Origin of the sequence: Lacrimispora sp. (assembly GCF_031982545.1) — a bacterium.
Taxonomy (GTDB): domain Bacteria; phylum Bacillota; class Clostridia; order Lachnospirales; family Lachnospiraceae; genus Lacrimispora.
In genome coordinates this window covers 136,396-163,173 of record NZ_DALYXB010000009.1, presented here as the reverse complement: position 1 = coordinate 163,173, position 26,778 = coordinate 136,396, and the positions used below count along the sequence as shown (strand labels likewise).

Sequence of the window (26,778 nt, the reverse complement as noted above, 5' to 3'; positions counted from 1 at the left end):
AAAAGCTTTATGGCACTTCTCCTCATTTGAGGGTAGGATTATGTCTTTTTTAACACCTTTTAAACATGGAAGAAATTAAGATACCGGTGTTTGCTTATTGCTTAAATAAAAGGGGTATCTGTATGCTTCATTCCAACAACTGTGTTTTGAGGTGGAGATAAAGACAGCCGAGTACATACACTTTGCCCACCTACAAATAAATATAATAACAAATCAGTACTGCACCTAACCTGGCGTAGTACTGATTTTTTTGTTTCGACAATAAAATTGTTCCAACGACTAAATAGTACAATAGAAGTCACTGAAAAAGTCGCTTTATACGGAATCCCGTCAATACCCCGATGCAGGTCTCCACCGCTTGTTCTTCATTCTTTGATTTTGAAAATCATGAAATGGAGGACAAGCCAAATGGCAAAAAGAATTAGAAGAATTAATTATCGGGAGAGGTATCCCGAAGCAAGTGATGCGGTTATTGAGGTACTGGAAAAAAGTGACCGCAAAATGGAGTATCAGCAGTATGACTTAAAGGTGGAACGTTACCATATTGACTGCGTTAGCTGTGCAATTACTCTCATTCCCAGCAGGGAGGATTCCTTTGAACGGCTGGAGGACTCAAATCACCAGTTTGCATCGGATGAAATAAGTGTTGAAGATGCTGCAGTCCAAGCGGTGTTAATTGAAAAAATGCTCTCCTGCTTAAAAATGCTTACACCAAAGGAGCAAGAACTGATAAAAGAGCTGTTTTTCAAAGAAAAAAGCGAACATCAAATATCCAGAGAAATAAATATCGCACAGAGAACCATACATGATCGAAAGGTAAGAATCCTTAGCAAATTAAAGAAACTGATGGAAAATTAAAAATTATTCCGCTCACCCCCCTCGCTTGACGTGAAAGTAAGTGAGGGGGTTTATCTATTCCTTCTATTGCTCCTTGAAAACTTCATATCCGGCAGCATTAATACATGATCTGTCCAGCCGTATAAAAGCGGCAGCGACATTGACGGGCGCGCCAGAACTGCCTGCGGAAGGTTGAGAGACATCCGTCGAACCGATGGCATCGAAGGTGATGAGCGAGAACGCCTGGTCATAAAACAGTCTATGGTGGACTGTTTCGCAATGAAATGGACAGTGCTAATGCTACTTCCGTCCAGCCACAGACATCGCAATGGGGGCGGCTCGCAGAGATCCTGAGAGAGGTGAAATTCCTATGAGGCCCGTTTAACCAACAGGCTGTTACTGTTGCCGCCCTATAGAAGAATCAATTGGTTCTTTGCGTTTTAGGAAGTTGTGTCGAATAAAAATGCAAAAATGAAGAATAAGTAGAAATATTCATTTTAGAGATCATGTGGCAGAGCAAAATTGCCCTGCCGCATTCCTGTGAAATGAATTTAAACAGACATAGTATTGGAAAATTTATGAATAAATGAAAATACATTTAAATGAAATAGAATGTAAAATATGTCCTGTTATTATTAACAGGCTGCCGGAAAACTTTGCTGTTTTTATATATGGTTGGACAGTCATGGATTCTTCCGAGTTCTAAGTAGTCGGAGAAAATCAATTCGACATAAAGGTATAGAAACAATTTTATTGGACTATTAAGCGCAATCTGTTTATAAATAAGTAATTGTATCTACACGACTGTATCTAAGAACTTTGATTCCGACAGAGTTCATGGAGGATTTCACGTTTAGCAGGTAGGAGGCATTGCTATGAATGAAATAAATAATGATTTAAAAAAGAATTCCTTGAAACTCACGATAAATGACAAATTGGTAACTTTAACATTTGCGCCAGAACCTAATTTAGAGGTGGCAGAATTTATAAAAAAAACTTTAATAAGTTCCTTTTCAATAAAAAAGGATTAAATAAATTCTTTGGCAAAACTTTTTTCTGCAAAACGGTGATATTCAAAGACCTGCGTAGTAGCTAAGAATTATTATTGATTATTTGCAGAAAAACTAATCTAATCAAAACAGAACAAATGTTCTTTTGCATGTTGCACTCCACGATATACTCAGTTATAATGTTAGAAGAGATGTGGGAGGAAGATGTGATGATACGATTATTTGAGTTTAAAGATGTAGATAGAATCATGGAGATCTGGCTGGAGGGGAATGTAAACGCCCATTCATTTATAGAAGAATCCTATTGGAAAGATAATTATAAATCTGTAAGAGCCATATTACCCAATGCGGAAGTATACGTGTATGAGGTTGGGAATGAAATACTGGGATTTATCGGAATGGATGCAGATTATATAGCTGGAATTTTTGTAGCAGAAGGCCATCAAGGACAAGGGATTGGTCATCAGTTGATAGATGCAATGAAGCGAAAAAAGAGATTATCCTTACATGTCTATGAAAAGAATAACGGTGCGGTGGCTTTCTATAAAAAAGAGGGTTTTTGTATTGAAAATTATTTAACAGAAAAAGAAACTGGTGAGAACGAGTATCTAATGGTATATAATGCGGGTTAATTCTGGTTCCTCAGTAAAAAAACATTCATAATATTGTTCTATAAGGAGGCGGTGAAATGGCAGTTTGGAATCCATGGCATGGATGCAAAAAAATAAGTCCTGGCTGTATGAATTGCTATGTTTATCGTAGAGATGCAGAATTTGGTAAGGATAGTAGTATTGTGACAAGGATGGCAAGCTTTGATTTGCCAGTTAAGCGTGACCGTAAGCGAGAGTATAAGTTACAACCTGTTAGAGAATGTGTATATACTTGCATGACTTCTGACTTTTTCTTGGAGGAAGCAGATGCATGGCGTGCTAAAGCGTGGGAGATGATCCGAGAACGAAGCGATTTACAGTTTGTAATTATTACAAAGAGAATTCACCGGTTCGATGTCGGACTACCAGAAGACTGGAGAGATGGCTACAATAATGTCACAATCTGTTGCACATGTGAGAACCAGAACCGTGCAGATTATCGCTTACCTATTTTCATGGAACTGCCAATTAAACATCGGATGATTATTCATGAACCAATGTTGGAGCCAATAAACATCCGGAGTTATCTGTCCATGGGAAAAATAGAACAGGTTACTTGTGGTGGAGAATCGGGGAATGAGGCTAGAATTTGCGATTTTGCTTGGATATTAAATACCATGCAGCAATGTATGGACTACGATGTGCCCTTTTGGTTTAAGCAGACGGGGAGCAGATTCAAAAAAGGCAATAAGGTATATACTATTGAGAGAAAGAATCAAATGAGACAAGCTGAGAAGGCAGGGGTAAATTATTGGGTCTAAGTTGGATTTGATATATTAATGTGGACTGATGATTGTCTATGGTCAATAACAATAAAAATTATTAGATTTGGCTAATGTAAATAGCTTACCAGTATTAATATGCTGAATGCATTGCCATTGTGAATTCTTATTCTATTTGGTATAATTATCCTGTAGTAGATTATGTTTGATTCTTTAACATAGTAATAATAATTATTTAATTTTTTATAATCTAATGATAAAAAATGTGGAGAAGAAGGAAAATGGAAGAAAAGAAAAAATCGTCAATTATAGATTTTATGGAAGTACATCTTGGCTTAATAAGTGCATTATCATCTTTATTTGGCATAATATTTACGGGTTTATTAAGATACAATTTCTATTGGTATGAAAAAGGTTATTTTGATTACTGGGAAATACCTGTTAGATATATGGAAATTGACCAAATCAATTTATTAATACAATTGTTTTATAATTTTTCTATTACATTTGTATTCATAACATTTTGTATTATATATATTAAGATATATGATTCATGCAAAAAGAAGGGTAGAATTCTTTTACATATAGTCCCTTTACTAATTAATATTCTTATAGTTTGGTATGTTAATTATAGAATAGGTGGAACATTTTCTGAGGTTTTGAATCTAAAAAATGAAGATATTTGTTATTTTTATATTTGGTTAGAATGTATTTTCTATCCCATGGAAATTGGATTCATACATTTATTTAAAAGAAAAAGTGTATCAAAGAGTAAAAAAGAAAATAAAAGACCTGCAACAATAGTTAAGAAGAAAAAGCCTTCAGAAGAAGTAAATGAAGAAATAGCTGAGACAGACTGCAAAGATATTAAGATAATTCAAGAAGCAGAGCATAAGCGGGAAAATAAAATTATTAATAGAGATTTTACAATATGGCATTTAGCTTTGGCCGTTTACATAATATGTGTTATTCTTTATATTAGTTTTAACCTCTATAATAATAGAAAAGATAAGTGTAAAGATACGACTAAGTTTGAAGTCATACAAGACGAAGCTGGAGAGAAGTATGTTATATTAGCAATATATGAGGGAAAAGTATTTGTAAAGCCATGCACCCTCTATGAAGAAAGACATTTTATTGCTATTAATGCTGATAAATACAGATTGATGGAGTTAGGAGATAAAGAAGTAGAAATCTATAATTTTAATGACAAGAAAGAAGCATTTAAGCTATTGAATAGTAAAGAGTATATGGAAGAGATATCCAATGATTCTAATTGATTGTTATAAAAGACCACTAATATCGAGAGAAAGAATAAATATTATGAAAGATTTAAAAAGATATACACGCCTAATTGAAAGCTTTGAATATTACATATCTGATTATTCTTTTAAGGTATATACTATTTCAGCGCAAGAAAGGGTCTACTTAATTGAGGATAGTATTATTGAGTATTTGTCAATAAGGGAAGAAGATTATGGTCGTCTAGTTATTGAGGAAATATTCAATGATTATAGGTATGATTTAATGTTGAAAAAATTTTTGATTCAGCAAGAAGATAGTATGGTTCAGTACTTTCCATACAATGGAAGTCTTGGTCTATCTACCCCCTTTATGCGAAGCCAATATGAAAAGATTAATCATCTATTACCTGAGTTGAATATAGATTATCGGTTTACGGTTTGGCCTGGGAAACCAATTCCATACTTAATATTTGAGCTGACAGGGAATAAAAAGGTAGGCTATGCAGCATGCCAAACAAATGCAAAGCAGACTATGAAAAAGGTAATTGATATTGGAAATACATTAGTCTTTGCCTGCGTGGGAGCACCAGACTTTGATATGATGTATAGTAAATTTGGACAACGATATGCTACTAGTGGGAATGATTATTATTTCATACTAGATAGAAATATGAAAGATATCATTATGCAACGATTAGCATCACCGAATGCAAGCTCTTATAAGAAAAAGAATTTAGGTATTGGTAGGATGGGAATAGAGGAGCAAGGAATGAAATTTTTCTGGATTAATGCCTATATAAAGAATCCAGAAGAATACTTTAATGGCAAGTTGATTGATGATATAAAGAAGGGGGTATATTCTGATGTTGATAAATATGAATATGTATTACCTGAGAATAAATGGAAATCAGAGCAATTAGTTTTTGAATTAACTAAGCAAATCTACCCTCAATGTGGCGTATGCTATCAATTTAGGCCGCCATTTCTCAACTCAGGAAAAGGTCAATTATCTTATGATGTTTACATTAGCAAACTGCGCATAGCAATAGAATATCAAGGTAAACAGCACTATGAACCAGTAGAAATTTTTGGTGGGGAAGAAAGTTTTAGGCGTCAAAAGGAGAGAGATGAAATAAAACAACAGCTTAGCCAGGAGCATGGCATAAAACTGGTTTATATAAGTTATTGGGATGATATTACTGTAAATTTAATAAAAGAACGCGTCGAAGGGTGAACTGCAGATTAACGTTCTTACTAAGTAAAAAGGTTTTATCATTTATATAAATAGAAATTTAGGTATCTCAGTTTTATTTTAACAGTTGGACGGAAAATGAAAAAGCCTGTGAATATTATAATTTGGTATCTAACAAGTAATGTTAGAATATCAGTATAAAGTACATAAATACAAAGCCTATATCAAAATTTTATATCTGTATATAAAGTTATTAACGCAAGAAATTTTGTTATAAATCAAACAGCAATGATGAAAGGCAGTGTGTTTTTTATGGATAAAAAGAACAATGCTGGAGCAATAGCATCTAATGCAGGAGATGATTTCCACTTAATTTGGGCCTGTAAAAAGCTTTTAGCAATATTAAAACCAAATAGTGAAATTACAGCTATATCTGTTGAAGGACCTGCATGGGAAGACTCTATTCAAATTGAGAATGAGAGTACCTTATATTCTATTGATCTGGCAGAGTATTATCACGGAAGCAACTTTGAACAAGCTCAATATGTTGTCTTTTCACAGCTGAAATATAGTGCTTTTCAAATGGAAAAACCATGGACTGCATCAAATTTATGTTCCAGTACAAATGTCGATGATAAAAAGAATAATTCTATTATCAGGAGATTAGCAGATACGTATAGAGGATTTTGTGAAAACCATACATCTGTTAATCAAAAGCTTACTTTAAAGTTAGTCAGCAACCGTAGTTTGCACCCGCGCCTTTCGGAGAATTTAAATGAATGTGTAAACGTATTAAAAGAAAAAAAGTACAAACGCATAACAAGTTTTTTGGCAAAACTATCCCCAGAATGTAAAGAAAATATTAATAAAATATACAAGACCTCAAATCTGAGTTCGTCTGCTTTCATTGATTTTTTGTTGATTTTAAATTTTGATGATTGCGGTACTGAAATTCGGAGTATCCATAAAGTAGAAATAATAAAACAATTAGGAATTTGGAATGCCAATAGTATCCGGAGTAGATATAATTCTTTAATTATGCATTTGAGGGAAATGATGCTGCCTGAAAATACACCTGGATTTCTAATGGACAAAGAATATGTTTTAGCAGCGCTAGATACTAGTATCAATGAGGTATTTCCGGCACCTATAAAAATTGAAGCCCCTTTATTCGCCTACATTGATCGTAATATTAGTAGAGACATTGTTCGGTGTATTAGAGAAAATCAAAAAAAGGTTATTTGTCTACAGGCTGCCGCAGGTGCGGGTAAAACTACTTTTGTAAGTCATATACAAAATGATTTACCCGAAGCATCGGTAACCATATTATATGATTGCTATGGTGGAGGTTCATTTCTACAACCAAGTGAGCGGAGACATTTAACGGAAGTTGCAATCCCACAAATTTGTAATACATTAGCAACTGAGTGTGGAACTGAGTGGTTAATTGGTCATCCTTCTAAAGATTATGAATATTGGCGGTTATTAAATGAACGACTGGAAAAGGCCGTATCGTTTGTGAAACAGCAAAATCCATCAGCAATAGTAGCAATTATCATAGATGCAGCAGATAACAGCATAGTAGCGGCTGACTTTTTTAAAGAAAAATGCTTTTTGCAGGGCCTGTTAAGTCAAACTTTTCCTGATGGTATCTGGATAATCGTTACTACAAGAACAGAGAGGAAGCATCTCATTCCGTTTGAGGCTGAAGTGGAAATCCTCAACATTCCTTCTTTCGAACTGTCTGATAGCGCCCAGCATATTCGCGCTGTATTTTCGGGGGCAACTAATGAGCAGTGTGAAGAATTCCATTTGCTTACTGATAGAAATCCCCGTTTACAAGCATATATGTTATCTGAGGCTGATTCGATAGATGAAATGCTGTCACAGATAAAACCAATAGGAAAGACGATGGACTCTTTGTTCAAAGAGTTTATTAATGCTGCCAAAAAGCAATATAGCAGTATAGTGGATATAAAAATTTTATTTTCTGTTCTAATAAACTTACCAAGACCTATTCCAGCATCAGTATTGTATGAACTTTGCTCTGTATCTTTTGATACTTTAAAAAGTATTAGTATAGAATGTCGCCGGGGTTTTTACATAGCAGATTCTTTTATATTTCTTAGAGATGAGGATTTTGAGACATATTTAAGAACATGCTATGGGGAAAATGTATCTGCAATCAAGCTTATTGCCAATTATATGTACGAAAATAGAATAACAAACTCGTATTGTGCTAGATATCTACATATTTTTATGGATAAAGCGGATTATTTTGATGGATTAGTTCAGATTTCTTTAAATGAGAGAGTTGATGATACCACTATTGGAATAGCACAAACAAACGAAATCATGAAGCAGCGTATACAATGTGTTCTGAAAAGGCAGGAGGTATATGATTCACAAAATCGCCTTTTAGCATGTAAATTAGTATATAGATTAATAGATTATAATGCCAAAGAAGATGCATTGAAAGAATTTCTCTTTAGTGCACCGGATGAGGCGGTTTTATACTGTGATGAATTGTCGGTATATAATATTTTTTATACGGAGTCAAATGATTTTGATAGCTTGGCTAAGGCAGCACTTGTGTTTTCTCGCTTACCTATCTACCAAGATAAGTCTCGACAATATATTAAAAGTTATCTAGCACAAATTAAAGTTTATTATATGAAAAAAGAAGATAAGAGGGGGTATCATCCGCAGCCGGGAGCAGAAGATATTATTAATATTGCAGAAGCAATGTTGAGATTGGGAGAAAATGAAAAAGCTATTAATTGGATATGCGGTTGGTATCCTGCAAAGGCTGTAAATAAATATGTTTATCAATTTTTTAAAAAGCTTTTAGAATATGATTATAGTGAGCTTTATGAACCTTTATTATTGCATAAATGGACAAGTCCGAATAAGCTGGCTATTGTTTGTGCCTATATCGTATTGGGGAAAATTCCGCCTCAAGTTTATATTTCTGATTTATTAAAACTATTTAAACGAATAACTATAATTCCGGAAACTCGTTTTAGTAAAGAGCAATTGCTACTTTTTATGGAGTATATGCTTTATATCGAAGATATAAAGATTGTATCGGATCTAATAGATAAGCTTTCTGTAACTCTTCAATTTTCAAATGTACCTTCTTTTTATAGAGAACATGAACGGGAAGAGTTATCTGTCGCCCTTCGGTATTATGCACTAAGGCATGTGTGTAAAGGAGTAGCTACTAATTCAGCTGATTTTTGGGGAGCTAAGGTAACTTCTGGACAGCGCCAAGCCGAAGATAACAAGAAGTCTATTGTACAAATGATTGATTTTCTGTTACCACTCTATCTTTTTCGCTTATCAGTTATTCAGAAAAATAACGATAGAGGTTTTCTATCAGCGTACAACGAAATGCTTTCAAAGATTGATGGTTGTTCATGGAACTTCCGTTCATATGATAAACACAAGTTATTAGAAACAGGATTATTGGTGTACACAGAGTCAGTTTCTTTAACACAAGTTTTAAAGCCAAAAGAAATAAAGGATTTAATAGATAAAGTTTTAAAAGTAAGTAATACATCACCCCAATTTAAGCTGGAGTTATTAGAAAAATTGGTATGCAATAAACTTACTTTCCATGCATGCTTAGCTATAATGGTAGAAATCGACGCTACCTATGAAAATTATCCGGCTTCATCTAAAGAAATGGCTGAAGTGTATTTAGGTTGCGCTAAAATGGAGCGGAGAATTGAAAAAAACTTTGGCTCAAAATATTTTACCAAGGCGATTGATGCTACCAAGGGAATAGATTATGAGTCTTATCGAAAAATCTATCTTTATAGGACTCTTGCTAAAAAAATCAGTGAAGAGAGAACAAACAATTCTGCTCTATCCTATAAAATTATTCGTTTAAGTGAAGACTTTTGCAGAAAGATAGGTGATACAAAGAATTTTCCATATCATGAAGCGTTATCGGCGGCAACTTTGCTCTGTGAAAAAAGTATTTGGGGTGCACTTTGCCGTCTGGATGATAGGGATAATTATGATGGATTTTCATTACGAGATACCATTCCAATTATACTAACTACACTGTTAGAAGCAAATCGAATTTCGATAGAGGAATGTACGGCCTTAATAGGGTTACTACTTCCAAATTTATCGTCTCAGTACAATGATTTGGTAGATATTATTTTAAAGAAGATCTCCCAAATTACTCCTGGAGAGCAAAAGACAACACTTAAAATTCTAATACATGACGTACTTTATAATATTCCAATGGATGAAAAGAAGTATAGAAGTCACTGTATTGTGAAGTATTTAGACTCTACTGTGATTTCTCCAGAACTGAAAACTGATAAAATTAGAACAATGGATAGTTTTCTCCAGCAATTAAAAACTACAAACCATAACTATGATAGCAACAGGTCAATTACACGAAGTGAAGTAAATGTGAAGGAATACGTATCTGAAAGCGGCATTGTATCCAAGCAAATGCTTGAAAAAAGTCTGGAAGCACTAAATTCCTCTGACAGAGAAGTATTTGTTAAGGAATGGCTGGAAAACCTTTTGCCTGATGAGTATACGACGGCTTTATCATGGTTATTTGAGATAATTTCAAATGATTCCAGATACAGCAGTATAAAAATACTAAGTATCATTGAAGACTTTGTTGAAAATTCAAAAGCGTGGCCAAAGATGGCTGATTGGCTCAATAATATTCCGAGACAAAAATACTTTTTACAAGCATTTTCGCGAGAATTACTACATTTATATGATGGATATGAGGAAGAATACAATACAATTCTTCATATTTTTCAGGCGAATTCTTCGACTCAATATGAGGCCTTTATAGAATACGTAGCAAATCATATTAAGCTTTATGGTGAACAGCTTGTAAAGGCAATTTGCAGGATGTCAGTTGCTCTATCAATAGAAGACGCTAAAGAACTGTTGACCTGGGCGCTAGAGATTGAGATGTCTAAAATCCATCCTGCTTCTGGAGACAGTGAAAGCTATAAAATAGATATGGGGTTAAATAGAGATTTGGATAGTAGTTTAGCATGTTTTATATGGCGTTTGCTGGGACACAAAGATAAAGGATTACGTTGTAAGGCTGCTCATGTTATACTGCGCACTAGTCTGTATGGGGACGTAAAGATAATAAAACTGATTTCAGGATTATACCACCAACCATTATCTCAAGATTATTTAGATAAAAACAACTACTTTTTTATAGAGTCGGCAAGAACCTGGTATTTGAGTACGTGTTTGCGTATTGGAAAATCTGCTCCTGAATTACTAGTATCATTATATTCCTTTTTTAAATCTATTGCATATAGTGAAGGGGTAGTACATGCTCTGCAGCGCAGAATAGCCAGAGATATATGCCTACAAGTAGCTCCAGCCTGCGCACCTCAAGAAATAGAGAGATTATCTGTATTTGACCAGTGTATGAGTGGCGTTAGTTATATGGAATCAATGTTTTATCAACAACGCGAACGTAAAAGCAGTGCTAAAAATTGGAAATTCCATTTTGATACGATGGATACTTTGAGATATTGGTATAATGATTTAGCAAGAATGTTTGCATGCACACAAGAAGAAATAGCGACAGAATGCGATTATTTTGTTGCTCAGTTTGGTATTACTGATCAGGATGCAAGAGAATGGAGTAAGTGCTACTTAATGAATGATGATTACCAAAAGATCTCGAATGATCATGGTTTTATTCCTACGATAGAAACATTAGAAAAATATGCTGAATGGCATTCTATGTTTTATGTTGCAGATAAATATAAGCAGGCCAAACAACAGATAAAAGATGAGGGTACATCATATGAAGATTGGCTAAATTGCTATTTCCCAGGAAAATCAGGTTTCTGGTGTTTTGAGTTTCGTAATCATATTCCACTTATTCCTTTTCTTTGGGATTTTACAAAACTAGTAGATGATAAGCCCGATCAAAAATATTTTATCCCTGATCATTTAGCAGAAACAATATTAGAACATAGCTTGGGCATTTCTCTTAATATGGAATATCATGCCAATTTTCAAAAGAGCAATAAGTACATTCGTATTGGCAGCGGATTATTAAAAAAAGAACAGCTTGATAATCTAATAAAAGAAATGAAAAAACCTCATATAACGATTGAATATTTATATTATGATGAAGAAGACAGGTATGACCAGCAAATAGGATTTACTGTTTACCCAACATGTGATGTAATCACTACATTTCCAGATGATGCGCTCGATAAAAAAGACCTATTATTAAAAGACTATCTAATTACATCTAACTATTTAATGGGTTTATCTGATGATATTGCAAAAGATTTTTCTGTATCAAAAGAGGAACAACTTTTAAATTCAAGAGTATATGATCTCAATATGTTTCCTGTACAAACTTATCATTGGAGTGAGCCAGAAGAGGAAAGTGGATATGAAAAACATAGTACATATGGAAACATGGTTGTTATAAAAAAAGAATATTTACAGGATATATTGAGAAAGAGAAATCAGGTAATTGTATTTGAGGTATCAATATCTTTTGAAGATGATAGCTATAAGTTTTATGGAACTCCAAGCAAGCCAGCTAAAGAAAAAAGATTGTTTTCTTTAGAAATAGAAGATGTAAGCAATAAGCTAATCTGGCGACAACTATTATTTAAGGGGGAATAAGAATCTCTATTCTGCCCATTTGAGGAGATTGGTTGAGTATTATCTTCTTCGCTAACTGAAAGTTTTTTGGAAAGTTAACCGGAGAATGAATGAAACTCAGTAGATATTAACTTTTATATCTCTAGCGAACAACTAATTAGATGAGTGCCATAGGTCATCAAGTAAATAAGTAATACCTATCATAGTATACAAGGGTGCGAATTTGATAAAGTTTATGTTCAACTTAAAAATGTGCTATGCATCATTTATTATATTTATGGAGGGTATTTTTGTGAGTAAAAGACCAGGTGATTTTAGGAGTAAAACTATAAATACATTAGGCAGAAGATGTGGTTTTATATGTAGCAATCCAGCGTGTACCTGTCTAACTGTTGGAGGGCATAGTGACCCAAACAAATCCTGCACAATAGGAATCGCTTCCCATATTGAAGCCGCATCGAAAAGGGGCCCTAGATATAGTCCTAATATGACAGTTGAGGAGCGACGTTCAATAGAAAATGGAATATGGCTATGCTCAATATGTGCACATGCAGTAGATATTGATCCAGAGGTATATACAGTTGAATTGTTGAAACGATGGAAGAAACAAGCAGAAAGTAAAATATCTTTAGGAAATAATACCTTAGAAAAAATAATATGTAATAAGGTAAAAGTAATTGCTGTAACGAATCTAGCAGGTGGCGTGGCAAAATCCTTTGCGTCAGCAGCTTTGGCATATTGTTTGTTTAAAATTACTAAAAAGAAAGTTCTTTGTATAAGTTGTGCAGAATTGGATAATGCTCCTATGGCTTTAGGTATAGGCTATGACGTCATAAAAAAGGTTAATGAAGAAAAGAATACTTATAATATAACCAGAGCGTTAGATATTTTTAGTTCTCCAGCTAAGGTAGATATTGTATGTAGATACAGTTTAGAAAATAATAAAATGTGGCAGGAACAAAATTATGGCGTATCCTCATTTAATAGAGTTTTAGAATATCTTTTAGAAATAGATGAATATGGCTTTATAGTATGTGATTGTGGTAGAGGAGATGCGTCAATTCAGCAGGATATTATATTGAATGCGACAGATGTAGTTATTCCTATAGGTGAAAATAGTAATTCTTATAGAGGCATGTCGTTTATTGCTTACGCATTGAGGAAAAATAAAGTAGAAAAGAAAATATGGGTTCTCAATTCAATGGGTTTGCTGGCAAATTTGCATAGTAAATTATATGAAGATTTTTTAAAGGCGAAAGAATTATTCTTGAAAATAAACTGTATCAAAGTAAAAGATTTTAGTACAATAGTTCCCTATAATAGTGAAGTGGATCACATTTTATCGAAAAGTGGTAATCTATTTGAATTTGAACAAATTAGTGATGTAATGGATGCATATATGAAAGTTGTAGACGAGCTAATTAGTGAAAGATAAGATGTTTGTATATACAGTATGCCGATGGCTATAAGGGTACTTTTAGTTTTGCATTAATATTTAAGAAACTATTCATATAGCTTTCCAATGAATTGTGTGAGATAATAAGGCTGGCTAAAGTCAAAGCTCCTTGAAAATTTTATATATCAAGTGTCCGGTCTCTCACACAATTTTTATATGAGAGGAAGGATACAATATGGCTGAAAGAGTTTATTGTTTATACAGAGTTTCTACCACCAAGCAGGTAGATCATGATGATCAGAATCAAGCAGATATACCTATGCAGAGAAAAGCCTGTCATGAATTTACGAAGCGTATGGGCTGGACAATCATTCGTGAGGAACAAGAAACCGGCGTTTCTGGATTTAAGGTCAGTGCAGCAGATCGAGATAAACTTCAACTCATTAAAGAGCATGCTGAGAAAGGAAAATTTGATATTCTTCTGGTGTTTATGTTTGATCGACTGGGGAGAAAGTCTGATGAGACTCCTTTTGTTGTGGAATGGTTTGTAAAGAAAGGTATCAAAGTATGGAGCGTCAATGAAGGTGAACAACGCTTTGAGTCACATACTGACCGTTTAACAAATTACATACGATTCTGGCAGGCTGATGGTGAGAGTCAAAAAACTTCCATAAGAACCAAAACTGCCCTTGGACAGATGGTTCAGGAAGGTCGTTTCCGCGGTGGCGTAGCGCCATATGGGTATCGGCTTGAAAAAAGCGGAGTTGTGAATAAGCGTAAGCATGAGGTCAATAAGCTGGTGATTGATGATGAAGAAGCTAAAGTAATACGTATGATGTATAGCTTATGTGCATCTTCCGGATATGGACGCTGGCGTATCGCTATGTTTTTAAATGACAAAGGTATCAAAACCCGAAATGGTGCAAACTGGCATGAATCATCAGTAGGAGCAATACTAAAGAATGTAACCTATAAAGGGGTACTCCGAAGCGGAACCACTTTTTCGGAACCATTTAAGGAACTTCAAATTATTGATCCATACACTTTTGATCTTGCTCAGGAGCTAATAGAAGAACGCATCAATGAGAAGAAGGAAGAGAGAACTACTCCGTTAAATACTTCAGGACAGTCACTTCTATCGGGGAATGTGTTTTGTGGTCATTGTGGAGGCCGTCTGGTCTTAACAACTAACGGCAAAGTAGTTAGACTAGCAAATGGTGAAACAAAAGGCGTTAAGCGAATACGATATATTTGCTATAATAAAACAAGACGCCGTCTTGAGTGCGATGGTCAGACAGGATATACAATGCACTTACTTGACGATGCTGTTACTCAAGTGCTGCATCAAATTTTTGAGCGTATGTTAATAGTTCCTGACAACATGGTTGTTAGCAGTGCACAAGATCGTCATATGACAGAACTCCGGACAGAAATAAAAAGGGTGAAAGCTGAGAATACCAAGGCAAATACAGAATATGAATCATTAAAGGCTGAAGTTGTCAAAGCAGTACAAGGGAAAAGTAAAATGCCCGTGGATGTCCTGTCGGAATTAGTCAATGAAAGCCGTGATAGGTTACTTGTAACCAGTGAGCGACTAACCGTACTTATGGCAGAGCTTGAGCGAGGGAACGAAAAGGTCATGGAAATGAAAAATGAACTTTCCCGTATTCACACATGGTCAGAAATTTTTGATGAAAGTAATATGGAAGTAAAGAAGATGATAACCAGTTACATTATAAAACGGGTAAAGGTATTTAAGGATTATAAACTGGATATTGAGTTAAACATGGATATACAGCAATTTCTTAACGGAATTGATAGTATAACCGAGGAAAAAGCTACTACAGTAGCATCGTAAAGTAACACACATTCGCAATAAGCTCTTTACAGCTGAGTAAATATATCTTACATATAAAAAAGTGTTTTTTGGGGGTGCACACCCGACATATCGGGAGAGCGCTTGAATGGCATTCAAGAGGTCATGGGTTCGAATCCCACTATCTCCACTTAAACAATAAGCCACAGGCATGAAAGCTTGTGGCTTAAATTATAACTTATAGGGACGGGACACTTGGTAAATCAAGGGCAAAAAAGGTACGTTTTCAGTTTTGAAAATGTGCCTTTTTAATAGTTTATTTTACAGATTGAAATTGAATTAATGATTATATTAAAAAATGATAGTTACGTTTTTTTATATATGAGGCATATCGAGTGCGTAATTCTGATGCAGCCAGCTTATTTCAAATTGGAAATCGTTGGCGACACCCTTGCTATTAGCAATGCTTCTACATCATTTGATCTCATGTCAAGACCCTATGCTGTGATACACTGTCTACCTTTCATGCCGAACCATTCTCACTATAGTGTTAAGCAATGCCGGTTACGTTGGTTGCTTAACATTTTTAAAAATATATAGCTAATAATCCAAAAGTACTAATGCAATCATCAAGTAAAGACAATTTAGAGGATCATCTAAATCCATATTTATAAAAGTAGAGATTTTATTTAATCGTTCTAAGAGAGTAGTGCGGTGGATAAACATTTTTTTTGCAGCATGTGTTGCATTGAATTTTTGATCAATATATGTTTTTAGAGTGAGGACATATTGAGTATTATGATTCTTATCATATTCTCGCATCTTGATCAGACCATCTGGACAAAGAGATTCTGGTGTAAGGTTCTGGCAGGGACTATTTAATATATACTCAAGGCAATAGTTGTCAAATTTATAGCAATGCAAATTCGGATTTAAATGTTTGCCAAGTTCCAGTGCAGAGGAAGCCTGAATATAATAATTTCTCACATTAGTAATATCGCTAAATTCTTTACTCTTACCTAATCTAAGGTTACTACTCTGAAGAAGTAAGTGTAATTTTGTTTCAGTTTTAGTATCGCTCAGTAAGGACAAGTTGATTACTGCACAGAGATTGTTGTGATATTCGAATACGATGGCAGAGGTAGTAAAGATTTTTTCAATTTGGGCACATTTGGATTTAATCATATTGTAGCGGATATCCATTTCAGATAATTCAATAAAGCAGAAATAAAAATTATGGTTTGCCTTCCAACTATGGGATGTGAGCACTTTTTCAAGTGTCTGTTCTGTAACTTGCTGTTTATTTAAATACTGTTTTAGAATATAATCCAACGAAGTATAGTGGTTTTGCTTATGAACTTGATTTTGCTCAAAATTGAGCAGGGCATAATGAGCCATGTGTCGCAGCAGAATCGGGTCGCTCTCTCGGAAAGGTGCGCGCGCTTCCATAATCGAGATAAAAAGTACAAATCTGCTCTGAGATCGAACTACGATGGAAAGGTGCCGGTAATCGTGATCGGAAAATGTTGGTATCCCGTTGTTCCACATTTGCTCATAGTTTTCACTTTGCTTCAAATCAGTCAAGCATTTTTCTGGTATATAGTTGTATTTAATATTTAGTGGGTTATTTTTTGACTCTGCAAGTATACGATAATCGGCATCACTGAAGTAAATAGGATTGTGGAATATAATGTCTGACACATCAATAATATCTTGTAAGTCTGCATTGTAATTGACACATTGTTGCAGACGTTGATCCCATGCGTCATATTGATCAAATAATGCTTGTACTTCATTGAAAAGAGCAAGGATGTTGATTTCATCCTTAACACAGATAATAGAAAGCTTCTTATTAAAAAAAACTTCCGGTGGCTTTCCTACACAGATTAAACAAGCACCGAGCTCTGTCTTGAGAGAAGCCGGTAATGATTGCTGAGAAGAAATATATATATGGTCACATAATAATACCTCCTGATTAATATAATGTTCTGGTCGATTCAGATGTAATTCATCGGAGTAGTTATCATTTTTTGAACAAAGGATAATATCTGATAATTGTTCCAGAAGAATAGAAACATTAAGATGCATAATTATACCTCCTTTATAAACACTACAAATTGTAGCTTGTTTTATTGAAAAAAGCAATAGTTTACGGCTATCTATTTCTAACATGCAGGAGTAGAATATAATCATGCTCAAATTAAACAACAATATGTTGGTATAAAGAGTATGCTGTGTAAAATTAATTTTCAGGATAGGAGAAAGATAAGATGAACGAGACAATCAAAATTATATTAAACAGAAGAAGCATCCGCAAGTATAAATATGAACAGGTTAAAGATGAGGAGCTGCAAATGATACTGGAAGCTGGAAAATACGCTCCTTGTGGCTTGAATCAACAATCTACCTACTTTACTGTAGTACAAAATGAAAAGATGCTAAAAAAAATTAATGATGTGTGCAAGCAAGTCTACCTCAGTTCAGGGATTAAAGTTTTTGAGAATCGAGCAAAGGCTGATGATTTTTGTGTATATCATGGTGCTCCGACGTTTGTTATAGCATGTGGTGAAAAGGAGGTGGCCGCTTATCTCAATAACGGCAGTGTGGCACTAGAAAACATGTTGATTGCTGCTGAATCTATGGGAATTGGTTCATGTTGGATTCATGCATTGACCATGATTTTCCAGACAGAGGAAGGACAAACATTGAAAAACGAATTAGGAATTCCAGACAATCATGTCTTTGTTGGTGCAGCAACTTTTGGATATAAAGACATACCACAGCCATCTCCGGCTCCAAGAAAGGAAGGAACAGTAAATATTATTCGTTAAATAATCTTTAGTAGATAAAGTAAATATTTACTGCTAGTTATAAGGCATAGATTATTGGAGCTACCTATGATTGCGAGGATTGTTAAAATAAAATGTATTACAGGGATGGAAGATCAATTAATCAGGGTAGGTAAGAATAAGTTGGTTTCACTAAATGTTAAAGCTGGTTGTATCGAAGTACATTTCCTAGAGCCTAACTATGAGGCAGATAACCCGCATTTTGGTGTTATCAGTTTGTGGAAAGATCAACAATCGCTTAATTCCCTAAGAAATAATAAAGAATACCGTTCGTTACAAAGTGAATTAGCACCAATGCTTGAGTTGATAACAGAAGAAATATATACCGTATCTATTTAAGGATAAGCGGATTAATCAGTTATCTGACAATACAAACGTAATAAAGGAGATTATAAAAATGACACAGATTTATCCAAATCTTTATCAGTTCACGGATGTTGTTGAGCCAATTAAACTTTCTATGCACCAATACCTGCTTTTAACGGATGAGCCCATCCTTATTCAAACAGGCTCTGTAACACAAGCTCAAGCCATGTTACCTAAGATTAAGGAGTTGCTAGGTGACTGCTCACTCAAATATATTTTAATTTCTCATTTTGAAGCGGATGAGTGCGGAGGTCTGTCACTGATTATAAAGGAGTATCCAAATGCAATTGCTGTTTGTTCGGAAGTGACTGCAAGGCAAATCTTAGGGTTTGGAATTGCAGCAAATGTTGAAATTAAAAAACCGGGAGACTTCTTCTCCGGAAGTAACTTTGACTTTGAAATAATTAGTTATCCCTCTGAGGTGCATATATGGGAAGGCCTTCTGTTCATGGAAAAGAAGAACAGAATTTTTTTCAGCAGCGATTTGATGTTTGGAATGGGAGAAAACCATGGACATGTTCTAGAAGCGAGTTGGGACGATGCGGTGGGTGACAGTGGCGCAGAGTCTCTTCCCACCCTCGATATGCAAAAGAAATTGATTGATGATTTGAAAACACTTAGTCCTGTGTTTGTAGCTTCTGGACATGGACCTTGTATCAAGATTATGTAAGCATCAGAATATGGTACACTAAAAACAGCTTAAGCAATTAGATGGATGTAGGCATGAATGGTAGTCAGGTACTATATCCATAAATATATTGTAGTAAATAGCAGAGAAAATAGGGGAAGGAACATAGATGAGGAAAATAACTTGGGGAATAATAGGACTTGGTAATATTGCCAATAAATTTGCTCAAACACTAAGGGAAATGAATGAAGTTGAACTTAAAGGCGTCGCTTCAAGAAACAAGCAAAAATCAGAGAATTTTGGTAAAGAGTATGGAATTAACTCAAATAAATGTTATGGAAATTATGAAGATTTAACGAAGGACGAGGATATAGATGCTATATACATTGCAGTTCCTCATGTCTTTCATAAAGAAATATCTATTTTATGCTTGAAAAACGGCAAGTCAGTATTGTGTGAAAAGCCTGTTGCAATGAATGAAAATGAAATAAAAGAAGTCATTAGTGTTGCAAATGAGTATAAAACATTTTTTATGGAAGCTATGAAAACCCGTTTCCTACCAGTTAATCAAAAAATAAAACAATGGATTGATGAAGGAAGAATAGGAAAAGTAAGCCTATTACAGGCAGATTTTGGATTTAGAGCACAATTTGATCTACAGAACAGACTATTTAAAAAAGAATTAGGTGGCGGCTCCTTATTAGATGTAGGTGTTTATAATATTTCTTATAGTTCATTTATTTTTGATAAAACTCCTACAGATATCTGTAGTAATATATTTATCGGAGAAACTGGAGTAGATGAAAGCGTTTCAGTTATTTTATCTTATAAAGATGGAGAGCAGGCATTACTTTATAGCGCTATAAACCTTGATACCATAAGAGCTGCCAATATTCTTGGAACGAAAGGGAGGATATGTGTCCCCAAATTTTCAAATGCAGATACTGCTTATATTCTTACTAATGGAGTTGAAGAAAAAATACACATGCCTTTTGAGATAAACGGTATGGAGTATCAGGTTAGAGAAGTAGTAAAGTGCATGAATGAGGGGAAAATTCAAAGTGAAATTATGAGTTGGAACGATTCAATTGAAATAATGAAAATAATGGATAGTGTAAGAAGCCAAAAGAGATTCTCATAATTGTGGTATACGTATTATCACTGAAGAGGGCTGTCAGCTTCAAATGAACAGGAACTTTGTAACCTTAAATAATGTGCATAAACCCTAAATGTAAAAACTTTAAAAGTATATAAAAAGAGCTGGGTACCAGCTGATAGATCATCTTCTTATTTAGGTTTTTCCATATCACTAAGCAAGGTGCCGTTTATGGCAAAGGTATCTTCGTCTAAATAATGGTAGGCAAAAATACTTGTCTTTGATTCACCCAGAATATCAATAGTTGCAGCCTTAACAGCCACAGCAAGTTCAGCAGTCTTTTCTTTTCCAATCGGAGGCCCCTGAACCTCTACAGTTACCACCGGGTTTTCACTTGTAATAAGTTTACCATTGATGTGATAGCTGTCGTATTCATTAAAATAAATTTCGATAGCCGGAATTCCTATACTGTTATAGGATATCTCATAAATTTTATCTGCAAAAATGTTTTTTACAGATTGATCTAACTTTAATGTTTTAATGTTTATAATTGGCATACAAATTCTCCTTATATTATAGTTTATTTTTGATTGGAAACCCAGCACTAGTTTGTAGAATATCATAACATATTTGTTTTTACTACCCGTAATTTGTTGATTTTTCTTATTTAAAACACTATAATTTGTAGCACAGAGGTATCAAGAGAGAAGTTAAAAAGGCTACAGAATTCTATTGAAATGGCATATCATCACATTCTGACGCTCTAAAAATCTATGGTTAATAATCCATGAGTACTAATGCAATATAAGCTAAAGACAATTACGGATATGAGATTTAATCATATTGTATCGAATAGACATTTCAGATAATTCAATATATCATATATAAAAGTTGTAATAAGTTTTCCAGCTATGGTATACTAGCACTTTTTCAAGATTCTGTTCTGTAACATATTGCTTGTTTAAATACTGTTTTAAGATGTACTGCAATGAAGTATAGTGGTTTTTGTTACGTGCCAGATTATTCTCATAATCGAGCAGTGCATAATGAGCCATGTGTTGCAGCAGGGCAGGAGTGTTGCCTTGGAAAGGAGTTATAGCTTCCTTAATCGAGATAAGTTCTGAGGCCAAAATACATTGGAAAGATGCCGGTAATTGTGTTCAGAAAATTTTGGCATCCCTTTATTTCGCATTTTTTCATAGTCATTAATTTGTTATAAAATTAAACAAACTTTGTTAAGTAGGTTATTTTATTATTCTGCAAGATTGCAATAATCTGCATTGTTGAAATAAATCGGAATATGATAGTTAGTTTACTGTTTCTGATGGCATACTATAATTTGCAATTAAATCACCTCTACATCTATATAATGTTATAATAATTTGTAAAACTTTCAAAAAATATTGACCTAAACTTAGGTTTAGGTATTATGCTATTCTCATAGCCCAGGATGAAGAAGGTTATCAAATAAAAGTTAAAAGCTACCGCGGAAGAGAGCGGCAAATTTACCAGGGAAAATGTCTGTGATTTTGTGGTTGCTTTAGGTGCCGTCCGCGTGATGGATGTATACAGCGTTTTGGACGCTCCTGGATGATCCTGAGATATGCAGAAAAACCGGACGATTTAAGAAAAAGTCAAATTAAAAATAAATAAAAGTATCTTTTGGGAAAGGTGGTGAATGCCAATGTATAACCCTCAACTCGAAACTTTTATCCGTGTAGCAGATGCAGGCAGCTTTAATAAAGCAGCGGAGGAATTATATATCACGCCGCCCGCGGTGATTAAACAGATCAACCTGCTGGAAGCGGAACTGGAACTTACGCTGTTTGTCCGTACCCATCGGGGATTGAAATTGACAGATGCAGGTAAGTCTCTATATAACGACGCGAACTATGTGGTGCAGTATTGTAAAGATTCCGTAACAAGGGCAAGAAATGCAATGAAAAACGGTGACAACATCATTCGGATCGGTTCGTCGCCCATGACGCCGGCACAGAGTCTTGTTGAACTGTGGCCTAAAATACAAGAGCGCTGCCCGGATATCAAATTTCAGATTACTCCATTTGAGAACACACCGGAAAATGCACGGGAGATTCTGAAAAACCTTGGTCAAAATATAGATATTATCGCAGGGATTTTTGATGAATCCCTTCTTGACTACCGTCAGTGTGCTGGAACGGAATTATCAAAAATCCCTATTTGCTGTGCTGTGTCCATACATCATAGACTTGCTACGAAAGACAAATTGAACATACAGGATTTGTATGGGGAGAACCTGCTGCTCATGCGGCGCGGCTGGAGTCATTATGTAGATTTACTGCGGAATGACCTCTGGAAAAATCATCCGCAAATCCAAGTGATTGATTTTAGCTTTTATAATGTAGATATCTTCAACCAATGCGAAAACAGCAATGACATTCTAATGGCAATCAATAACTGGAAGCTTGTGCATCCGCTGCTGAAAGTTTTACCGATCGACTGGAACTACACCATTCCGTTCGGATTATTGCACTCTCCCAACCCTTCTAAGACTGTGAAACGCTTTTTGGAGGCGGTGACAGCCGTGATAGAGTTATAACAGAATATTTAGTGATTACCTTTGGGTATACACTGCATAACAAATCGAGACTTCTGCGGAAGCCTCGATTTGTTTATAATATTCGTATAACTAAATTGCCGGAGGTATAGGCTATGCAAAGAAAAAATCTTTTGATTATTGGTTCACTGATTATCATCTGCGTTTTAGGTTGTACAGCAGGCAGTGGTATCTCCGACAACACAGAGCCATCGAAAAACGAGCATTCCTACAGCACAGCGGATTCCGGCGAGACCAAAGGAGAATATACAGATGTGAATGCAGATGCAACTGTCATCGATGTGATTAATATGCCTGATTTTGAAGGCTTCGGACGCTTCCTTTTTCCAACAGAACACGGAATGCCGGAGAGCAGCATGAAACTCAGCGATATTGATTCCCTGCTGCCTTATCATAATCATATTAATATTAATACGAACACCACGGTGGATGTTCTAAATTCCATGATGGATGCTTTGGATCGCGGCGAAACCATCATTTATAACATTTACACTGACAAAGAAAAAGAGGCTGATCCAACGAAAGAAAACACCGGACTATTTTTTCCCCGGGGAGAGCCGGATGCGCCCTTTGCGGTCATAAGCGAGGGGGGCGGCTCTGTGATGGACTGCTGCAAGGCCATCTCTCTGGCAGCCCGGTATGAGGGGGTCGTCTGGACAGACTTTTGGGCAAGACCCGGTGTCGTCGATTTTGAACCGCTGCCCCTCGGCGTGATTGTAACCGTGGCAGGCACCGGCAGCGAGTGCAATGGCGGTGCTGTGATTACCAATGAAAAATTGAAAACCAAGACCGGGCGGGACTATCCGAAATGCAACCCTAAATTCGCTCTGCTTGACCCTATCTATACCTACAGCGTTCCGAAAAAGCAGATGGTGTCCGGCAGCTTCGACATTCTCTCTCACATCATGGAAATCTATTTCAGCGCGCCGGATGAGAACAATGTTTCCGACGATATTGCTGAGGCGCTGATGCGGAATGTGATTCGCAACCTGAGGGTTGCCATTCAGAACCTGGAGGATTATACCGCCCGCAGCAATCTGATGTGGGATGCCACGATGGCGGAAAAACGCATCATTAAGCTGGGAAAGCGGACTGACTTTGAGTGCCATCGGAACATTAGTTGGGCGCGTACACAGACTGCAATCATGGCGCAGGCCTGGCAGTTTTGCCCCCGTTTATTATCGCCATATCTGCGAAGCGGGAAAAACGAAATTTACCCGCTTTGCAATGGAAGTTTGGGGTATCCCGGAGGCAGGAAAATCCCAAATAGTACTGGCCAAAGCCGGTGTGGAAGCTCTTGCTGACTTTATCAAAGAAATCGGTCTGTCCACTACTTTGCGGGAGCTGGGCGTGGAAGAGGTCACGGAATTGAAAGCCATTGCCGATTCCTGCAATATCGTTACCGGCAGCTACAAGAAAATGACCCATGAAGAAATCTTTGAAATTTTAAAGGAATGCTTTTAACAAAGGAGTCCAGCTCTATGAAGAAAATAACCGCTTTTTTAATGTGTCTGATGCTCAGCTTCAGCCTTGCCGCTTGCAGCAGCAATCAGCAGCCTCAGAACAGTACATCTGCACTTTTGTCGGAGTCGGGCAGCGAAGCAACTCCGGAGCCTGAAACTTCTGCCCCTATCTCTAACGAGCCAGAAGAAACTAAAACAGAGGATGAAAAAACTTTGGTCGTTTACTTCTCCTGGTCGGGCAATACAGAAGAAATGGCACATACCATCGCAACCGAGACTGGCGGCGAGCTTTATGAGATCGTTCCACTGAACGCATACCCGGAAGATTACGATGAATGTACCGATGTAGCCTTAAAAGAAAGGGACAATAATGCCCGTCCGGAAATCGGTAATCTGCCGGAATTAATTGACGAATATGACCGAATCATCATTGGCTACCCCATCTGGTGGCACACTGCACCTATGGTTATCGGTACTTTCCTTGAAAGCTACGATCTGAACAATGTAGATGTTTATCCGTTTACACAGTCTGCCTCCATGAGTAACGAGCAGTACGAGAACTCTATGGAATTTGTTCGGAAAACAGCAGCCGGTGCAAATGTACATGACGGCCTGTTTGCGGATGCGGATGATACCGAGGCAATCACCTCCTATCTGGAGCAGAATGGATTAACGAACTAAGGAGGGGGTATCCGATGAAAAGAATTACAGCACTCTTTTTGTTATTGACTATGATATTTTCACTGGCCGCCTGCGGGAAGTCATCCGATAATAGTTCTGATGCATCAACGGAATCACCCGAAAGTGAGCAAAGCGTTTCCGAAAGTGAACCGGAAACCCCACAACCTTCGAGGCAAAACTCCCGCGTTTTGATTGCCTACTTCTCTATCCCGGAAGATGTAAGTACTGACGGAGTGGATGCCATTGCCGGAGCCAGCGTTATGGTAAAGGAAGGCGAAAAAATGGGCAATACGGAGTATGTTGCAAAGATGATTCAGGAAACGGTAGGCGGCGATCTGTTCCGCATTGAAACCACCGAGTCCTATCCTCTGGTTCATGACCCTCTGGTGGAGCAGGCGGCGGAGGAGCAGGACGCGGATGAACGCCCAGAACTTGCAACCCATATCGAAAATCTGGAACGATACGACACCATCATTTTGGGTTACCCCAACTGGTGTGGAGATTTGCCCCAGCCTCTTTATACCTTTTTAGAGGAATATGACTTCGGTGCAAAGACGATTATCCCCTTTGTGCCCCACGGCGGCAGTGGATTTTCCAATACACGGGATACCATTTCTCAGCTACAGCCGGGAGCTTTTGTGAGTGACAACACACTTTCGCTTTCCCGAAACGATGTGGCTGACAGTGAGGATGAAGTGATTGCCTGGGCAGTAAGCCTTGGGCTTCATGCGGAGGATGAAATGCCGGAAAACAACACCGATACCGTAGCAACTGTCGTAGCCGATCCTGTCAATCAGCAGACGCTTTATCTATGGGAGGAGGGCAATGTTCCTACTACCACGGAATACACCGAGAATACAGGCAACTATTTTGATTACCCGGATTTTTACTCTTATGTGGTAACCTTCCCAGCGCCAATTTGCGGCCTCCAATCTGCCGCCTACCTATTTCTGCTATGGCACCCGTGACCTATTTGTGGGTGAGTTTGAAGAATGTATCGAAGCCCTGCTTCAGGCGGATGTCCCGGTGGAGGTCAATATTCTGGACGGCAGACCTCACGGTTACGGATATACCGAGGGCTGGATTCCGGCGTATGCCAAGTGGCTGGAAAACATTTTTGATAAAAATACGTAATCACACATTTCAACCAAGAAAGGATGTTCAAAATGAATCAGGATTATAAGGGGATTTTCCCGGCTGGTGTACCGAATGATGCGCCGGAAAGCCGCTTTGTCGGCCAAAGCTATTTGAATCCACTCTGCACAGAGGGTGTTTTCGTGTGCGATGTCACATTTGAGCCGGGTAGCCGCAATAGCTGGCACATCCATCATAAGGGCGGTCAACTGTTGCTGTGTACCGCAGGACATGGATTTTATCAGGCTTGGGGCGAGCCTGCACAGGCACTCAAAGCCGGTGACGTGGTGAAAATCCCCCCAGAAGTGAAGCATTGGCACGGCGCTGCGCCGGATAGCTGGTTTGAGCATGTTGCGATTGCCATTCCGGCAGAAGGGGCAGAAACAGAGTGGCTAGAGCCGGTGGAGCCGCAGGATTACGAAAGCATGCGATAAACAAAAACAGAGATTGGAAAGGAAA

General features: G+C 36.7%; 22 protein-coding genes. 20 read left to right on the top strand and 2 right to left on the bottom strand.

The genetic code is table 11. From position 1 onward, the window contains the following. Window positions 1–408 precede the first annotated feature (408 nt). From ABS301_RS16340 to ABS301_RS16300, 9 genes are all read left to right on the top strand, one after another. Entirely contained in the window at window positions 409–858 is a 450-nt protein-coding gene (locus ABS301_RS16340; protein ID WP_349673244.1) for a sigma factor-like helix-turn-helix DNA-binding protein, read from the top strand. A gap of 854 nt (window positions 859–1,712) precedes the next feature. Next, window positions 1,713–1,868, top strand: a complete 156-nt coding sequence (locus ABS301_RS16335) for a hypothetical protein (RefSeq protein WP_349673243.1) — start codon at window positions 1,713–1,715, stop codon at window positions 1,866–1,868. Window positions 1,869–2,056: 188 nt separating this feature from the next. Further along, a complete protein-coding gene (locus ABS301_RS16330) occupies window positions 2,057–2,479 on the top strand; it encodes a GNAT family N-acetyltransferase (RefSeq protein ID WP_349673242.1) in 423 nt (140 codons plus the stop codon). A gap of 56 nt (window positions 2,480–2,535) precedes the next feature. Further along, window positions 2,536–3,258 (top strand): DUF5131 family protein, encoded by a 723-nt coding sequence (locus ABS301_RS16325; protein ID WP_349673241.1) that lies wholly within the window; start codon window positions 2,536–2,538, stop codon window positions 3,256–3,258. A gap of 242 nt (window positions 3,259–3,500) precedes the next feature. Then, window positions 3,501–4,499, top strand: a complete 999-nt coding sequence (locus ABS301_RS16320) for a hypothetical protein (protein ID WP_349673240.1) — start codon at window positions 3,501–3,503, stop codon at window positions 4,497–4,499. Window positions 4,500–4,542: 43 nt separating this feature from the next. Further along, on the top strand, window positions 4,543–5,697 hold the full coding sequence (locus ABS301_RS16315) for a putative endonuclease domain-containing protein (protein WP_349673239.1): 1,155 nt from the start codon (window positions 4,543–4,545) through the stop codon (window positions 5,695–5,697). 270 nt (window positions 5,698–5,967) lie between these two features. Continuing rightward, complete coding sequence (locus ABS301_RS16310) at window positions 5,968–12,315, top strand: NACHT domain-containing protein (RefSeq protein WP_349673238.1); 6,348 nt, start codon at window positions 5,968–5,970, stop codon at window positions 12,313–12,315. Window positions 12,316–12,586: 271 nt separating this feature from the next. Beyond that, entirely contained in the window at window positions 12,587–13,729 is a 1,143-nt protein-coding gene (locus ABS301_RS16305; protein WP_349673237.1) for a ParA family protein, read from the top strand. A gap of 196 nt (window positions 13,730–13,925) precedes the next feature. Continuing rightward, window positions 13,926–15,548, top strand: a complete 1,623-nt coding sequence (locus ABS301_RS16300) for a recombinase family protein (RefSeq protein WP_349673236.1) — start codon at window positions 13,926–13,928, stop codon at window positions 15,546–15,548. Between the two features lie 558 nt (window positions 15,549–16,106). On the opposite strand, the gene ABS301_RS16295 is transcribed toward ABS301_RS16300, so the two are convergent. Further along, a complete protein-coding gene (locus tag ABS301_RS16295; RefSeq protein WP_349673235.1) occupies window positions 16,107–17,594 on the bottom strand; it encodes a PucR family transcriptional regulator in 1,488 nt (495 codons plus the stop codon). 182 nt (window positions 17,595–17,776) lie between these two features. Between ABS301_RS16295 and ABS301_RS16290 the strand changes: the two genes are divergently transcribed. The 4 genes from ABS301_RS16290 to ABS301_RS16275 all read left to right on the top strand — a co-directional run bounded on the left by ABS301_RS16290 (window position 17,777) and on the right by ABS301_RS16275 (window position 20,490). After that, window positions 17,777–18,337: a nitroreductase family protein gene (locus tag ABS301_RS16290; RefSeq protein ID WP_349673234.1), complete on the top strand. Its 561-nt coding sequence runs from the start codon at window positions 17,777–17,779 to the stop codon at window positions 18,335–18,337. Between the two features lie 66 nt (window positions 18,338–18,403). Next, a complete protein-coding gene (locus ABS301_RS16285; protein ID WP_349673233.1) occupies window positions 18,404–18,694 on the top strand; it encodes a putative quinol monooxygenase in 291 nt (96 codons plus the stop codon). A 58-nt stretch (window positions 18,695–18,752) separates the two neighbouring features. Further along, entirely contained in the window at window positions 18,753–19,391 is a 639-nt protein-coding gene (locus ABS301_RS16280) for an oxygen-binding di-iron domain-containing protein (RefSeq protein ID WP_349673232.1), read from the top strand. A 127-nt stretch (window positions 19,392–19,518) separates the two neighbouring features. After that, window positions 19,519–20,490 (top strand): Gfo/Idh/MocA family protein, encoded by a 972-nt coding sequence (locus ABS301_RS16275; RefSeq protein ID WP_349673231.1) that lies wholly within the window; start codon window positions 19,519–19,521, stop codon window positions 20,488–20,490. Window positions 20,491–20,636: 146 nt separating this feature from the next. Here the strand turns inward: ABS301_RS16275 and ABS301_RS16270 are convergent, their stop codons facing one another. Next, on the bottom strand, window positions 20,637–21,002 hold the full coding sequence (locus tag ABS301_RS16270) for a hypothetical protein (RefSeq protein WP_349673230.1): 366 nt from the start codon (window positions 21,000–21,002) through the stop codon (window positions 20,637–20,639). Between the two features lie 1,121 nt (window positions 21,003–22,123). On the opposite strand from ABS301_RS16270, the gene ABS301_RS16265 reads away from it, so the two are divergent. The 7 genes from ABS301_RS16265 to ABS301_RS16235 all read left to right on the top strand — a co-directional run bounded on the left by ABS301_RS16265 (window position 22,124) and on the right by ABS301_RS16235 (window position 26,753). Next, window positions 22,124–23,023, top strand: coding sequence for a LysR family transcriptional regulator (locus tag ABS301_RS16265; protein WP_349673229.1), 900 nt, complete (start codon window positions 22,124–22,126; stop codon window positions 23,021–23,023). Window positions 23,024–23,136: 113 nt separating this feature from the next. Then, complete coding sequence (locus ABS301_RS16260) at window positions 23,137–24,345, top strand: iron-containing alcohol dehydrogenase (protein ID WP_349673228.1); 1,209 nt, start codon at window positions 23,137–23,139, stop codon at window positions 24,343–24,345. Then, window positions 24,269–24,505, top strand: coding sequence for a hypothetical protein (locus tag ABS301_RS16255; protein ID WP_502877973.1), 237 nt, complete (start codon window positions 24,269–24,271; stop codon window positions 24,503–24,505). Before ABS301_RS16260 ends, ABS301_RS16255 begins: the two co-directional genes overlap by 77 nt. 17 nt (window positions 24,506–24,522) lie before the next feature. Beyond that, window positions 24,523–25,185 (top strand): flavodoxin, encoded by a 663-nt coding sequence (locus ABS301_RS16250; RefSeq protein WP_349673227.1) that lies wholly within the window; start codon window positions 24,523–24,525, stop codon window positions 25,183–25,185. A gap of 14 nt (window positions 25,186–25,199) precedes the next feature. Beyond that, on the top strand, window positions 25,200–26,153 hold the full coding sequence (locus tag ABS301_RS16245) for a flavodoxin (protein WP_349673226.1): 954 nt from the start codon (window positions 25,200–25,202) through the stop codon (window positions 26,151–26,153). Window positions 26,154–26,160: 7 nt separating this feature from the next. Further along, a complete protein-coding gene (locus tag ABS301_RS16240; RefSeq protein WP_349673225.1) occupies window positions 26,161–26,319 on the top strand; it encodes a hypothetical protein in 159 nt (52 codons plus the stop codon). Window positions 26,320–26,351: 32 nt separating this feature from the next. Continuing rightward, entirely contained in the window at window positions 26,352–26,753 is a 402-nt protein-coding gene (locus tag ABS301_RS16235) for a cupin domain-containing protein (RefSeq protein WP_349673224.1), read from the top strand. The last annotated feature ends 25 nt before the right edge of the window (window positions 26,754–26,778 follow it).

Bases quoted from the DNA above. Each gene is read 5' to 3' on its own strand.
- ABS301_RS16340 (WP_349673244.1), top strand. From the start codon at position 409: ATGGCAAAAAGAATTAGAAGAATTAATTATCGGGAGAGGTATCCCGAA.
- ABS301_RS16335 (WP_349673243.1), top strand. From the start codon at position 1,713: ATGAATGAAATAAATAATGATTTAAAAAAGAATTCCTTGAAACTCACG.
- ABS301_RS16330 (WP_349673242.1), top strand. From the start codon at position 2,057: ATGATACGATTATTTGAGTTTAAAGATGTAGATAGAATCATGGAGATC.
- ABS301_RS16325 (WP_349673241.1), top strand. From the start codon at position 2,536: ATGGCAGTTTGGAATCCATGGCATGGATGCAAAAAAATAAGTCCTGGC.
- ABS301_RS16320 (WP_349673240.1), top strand. From the start codon at position 3,501: ATGGAAGAAAAGAAAAAATCGTCAATTATAGATTTTATGGAAGTACAT.
- ABS301_RS16315 (WP_349673239.1), top strand. From the start codon at position 4,543: ATGAAAGATTTAAAAAGATATACACGCCTAATTGAAAGCTTTGAATAT.
- ABS301_RS16310 (WP_349673238.1), top strand. From the start codon at position 5,968: ATGGATAAAAAGAACAATGCTGGAGCAATAGCATCTAATGCAGGAGAT.
- ABS301_RS16300 (WP_349673236.1), top strand. From the start codon at position 13,926: ATGGCTGAAAGAGTTTATTGTTTATACAGAGTTTCTACCACCAAGCAG.
- ABS301_RS16295 (WP_349673235.1), bottom strand. From the start codon at position 17,594: ATGCATCTTAATGTTTCTATTCTTCTGGAACAATTATCAGATATTATC.
- ABS301_RS16290 (WP_349673234.1), top strand. From the start codon at position 17,777: ATGAACGAGACAATCAAAATTATATTAAACAGAAGAAGCATCCGCAAG.
- ABS301_RS16285 (WP_349673233.1), top strand. From the start codon at position 18,404: ATGATTGCGAGGATTGTTAAAATAAAATGTATTACAGGGATGGAAGAT.
- ABS301_RS16280 (WP_349673232.1), top strand. From the start codon at position 18,753: ATGACACAGATTTATCCAAATCTTTATCAGTTCACGGATGTTGTTGAG.
- ABS301_RS16275 (WP_349673231.1), top strand. From the start codon at position 19,519: ATGAGGAAAATAACTTGGGGAATAATAGGACTTGGTAATATTGCCAAT.
- ABS301_RS16270 (WP_349673230.1), bottom strand. From the start codon at position 21,002: ATGCCAATTATAAACATTAAAACATTAAAGTTAGATCAATCTGTAAAA.
- ABS301_RS16265 (WP_349673229.1), top strand. From the start codon at position 22,124: ATGCCAATGTATAACCCTCAACTCGAAACTTTTATCCGTGTAGCAGAT.
- ABS301_RS16260 (WP_349673228.1), top strand. From the start codon at position 23,137: ATGCAAAGAAAAAATCTTTTGATTATTGGTTCACTGATTATCATCTGC.
- ABS301_RS16255 (WP_502877973.1), top strand. From the start codon at position 24,269: ATGGAAGTTTGGGGTATCCCGGAGGCAGGAAAATCCCAAATAGTACTG.
- ABS301_RS16250 (WP_349673227.1), top strand. From the start codon at position 24,523: ATGAAGAAAATAACCGCTTTTTTAATGTGTCTGATGCTCAGCTTCAGC.
- ABS301_RS16245 (WP_349673226.1), top strand. From the start codon at position 25,200: ATGAAAAGAATTACAGCACTCTTTTTGTTATTGACTATGATATTTTCA.
- ABS301_RS16235 (WP_349673224.1), top strand. From the start codon at position 26,352: ATGAATCAGGATTATAAGGGGATTTTCCCGGCTGGTGTACCGAATGAT.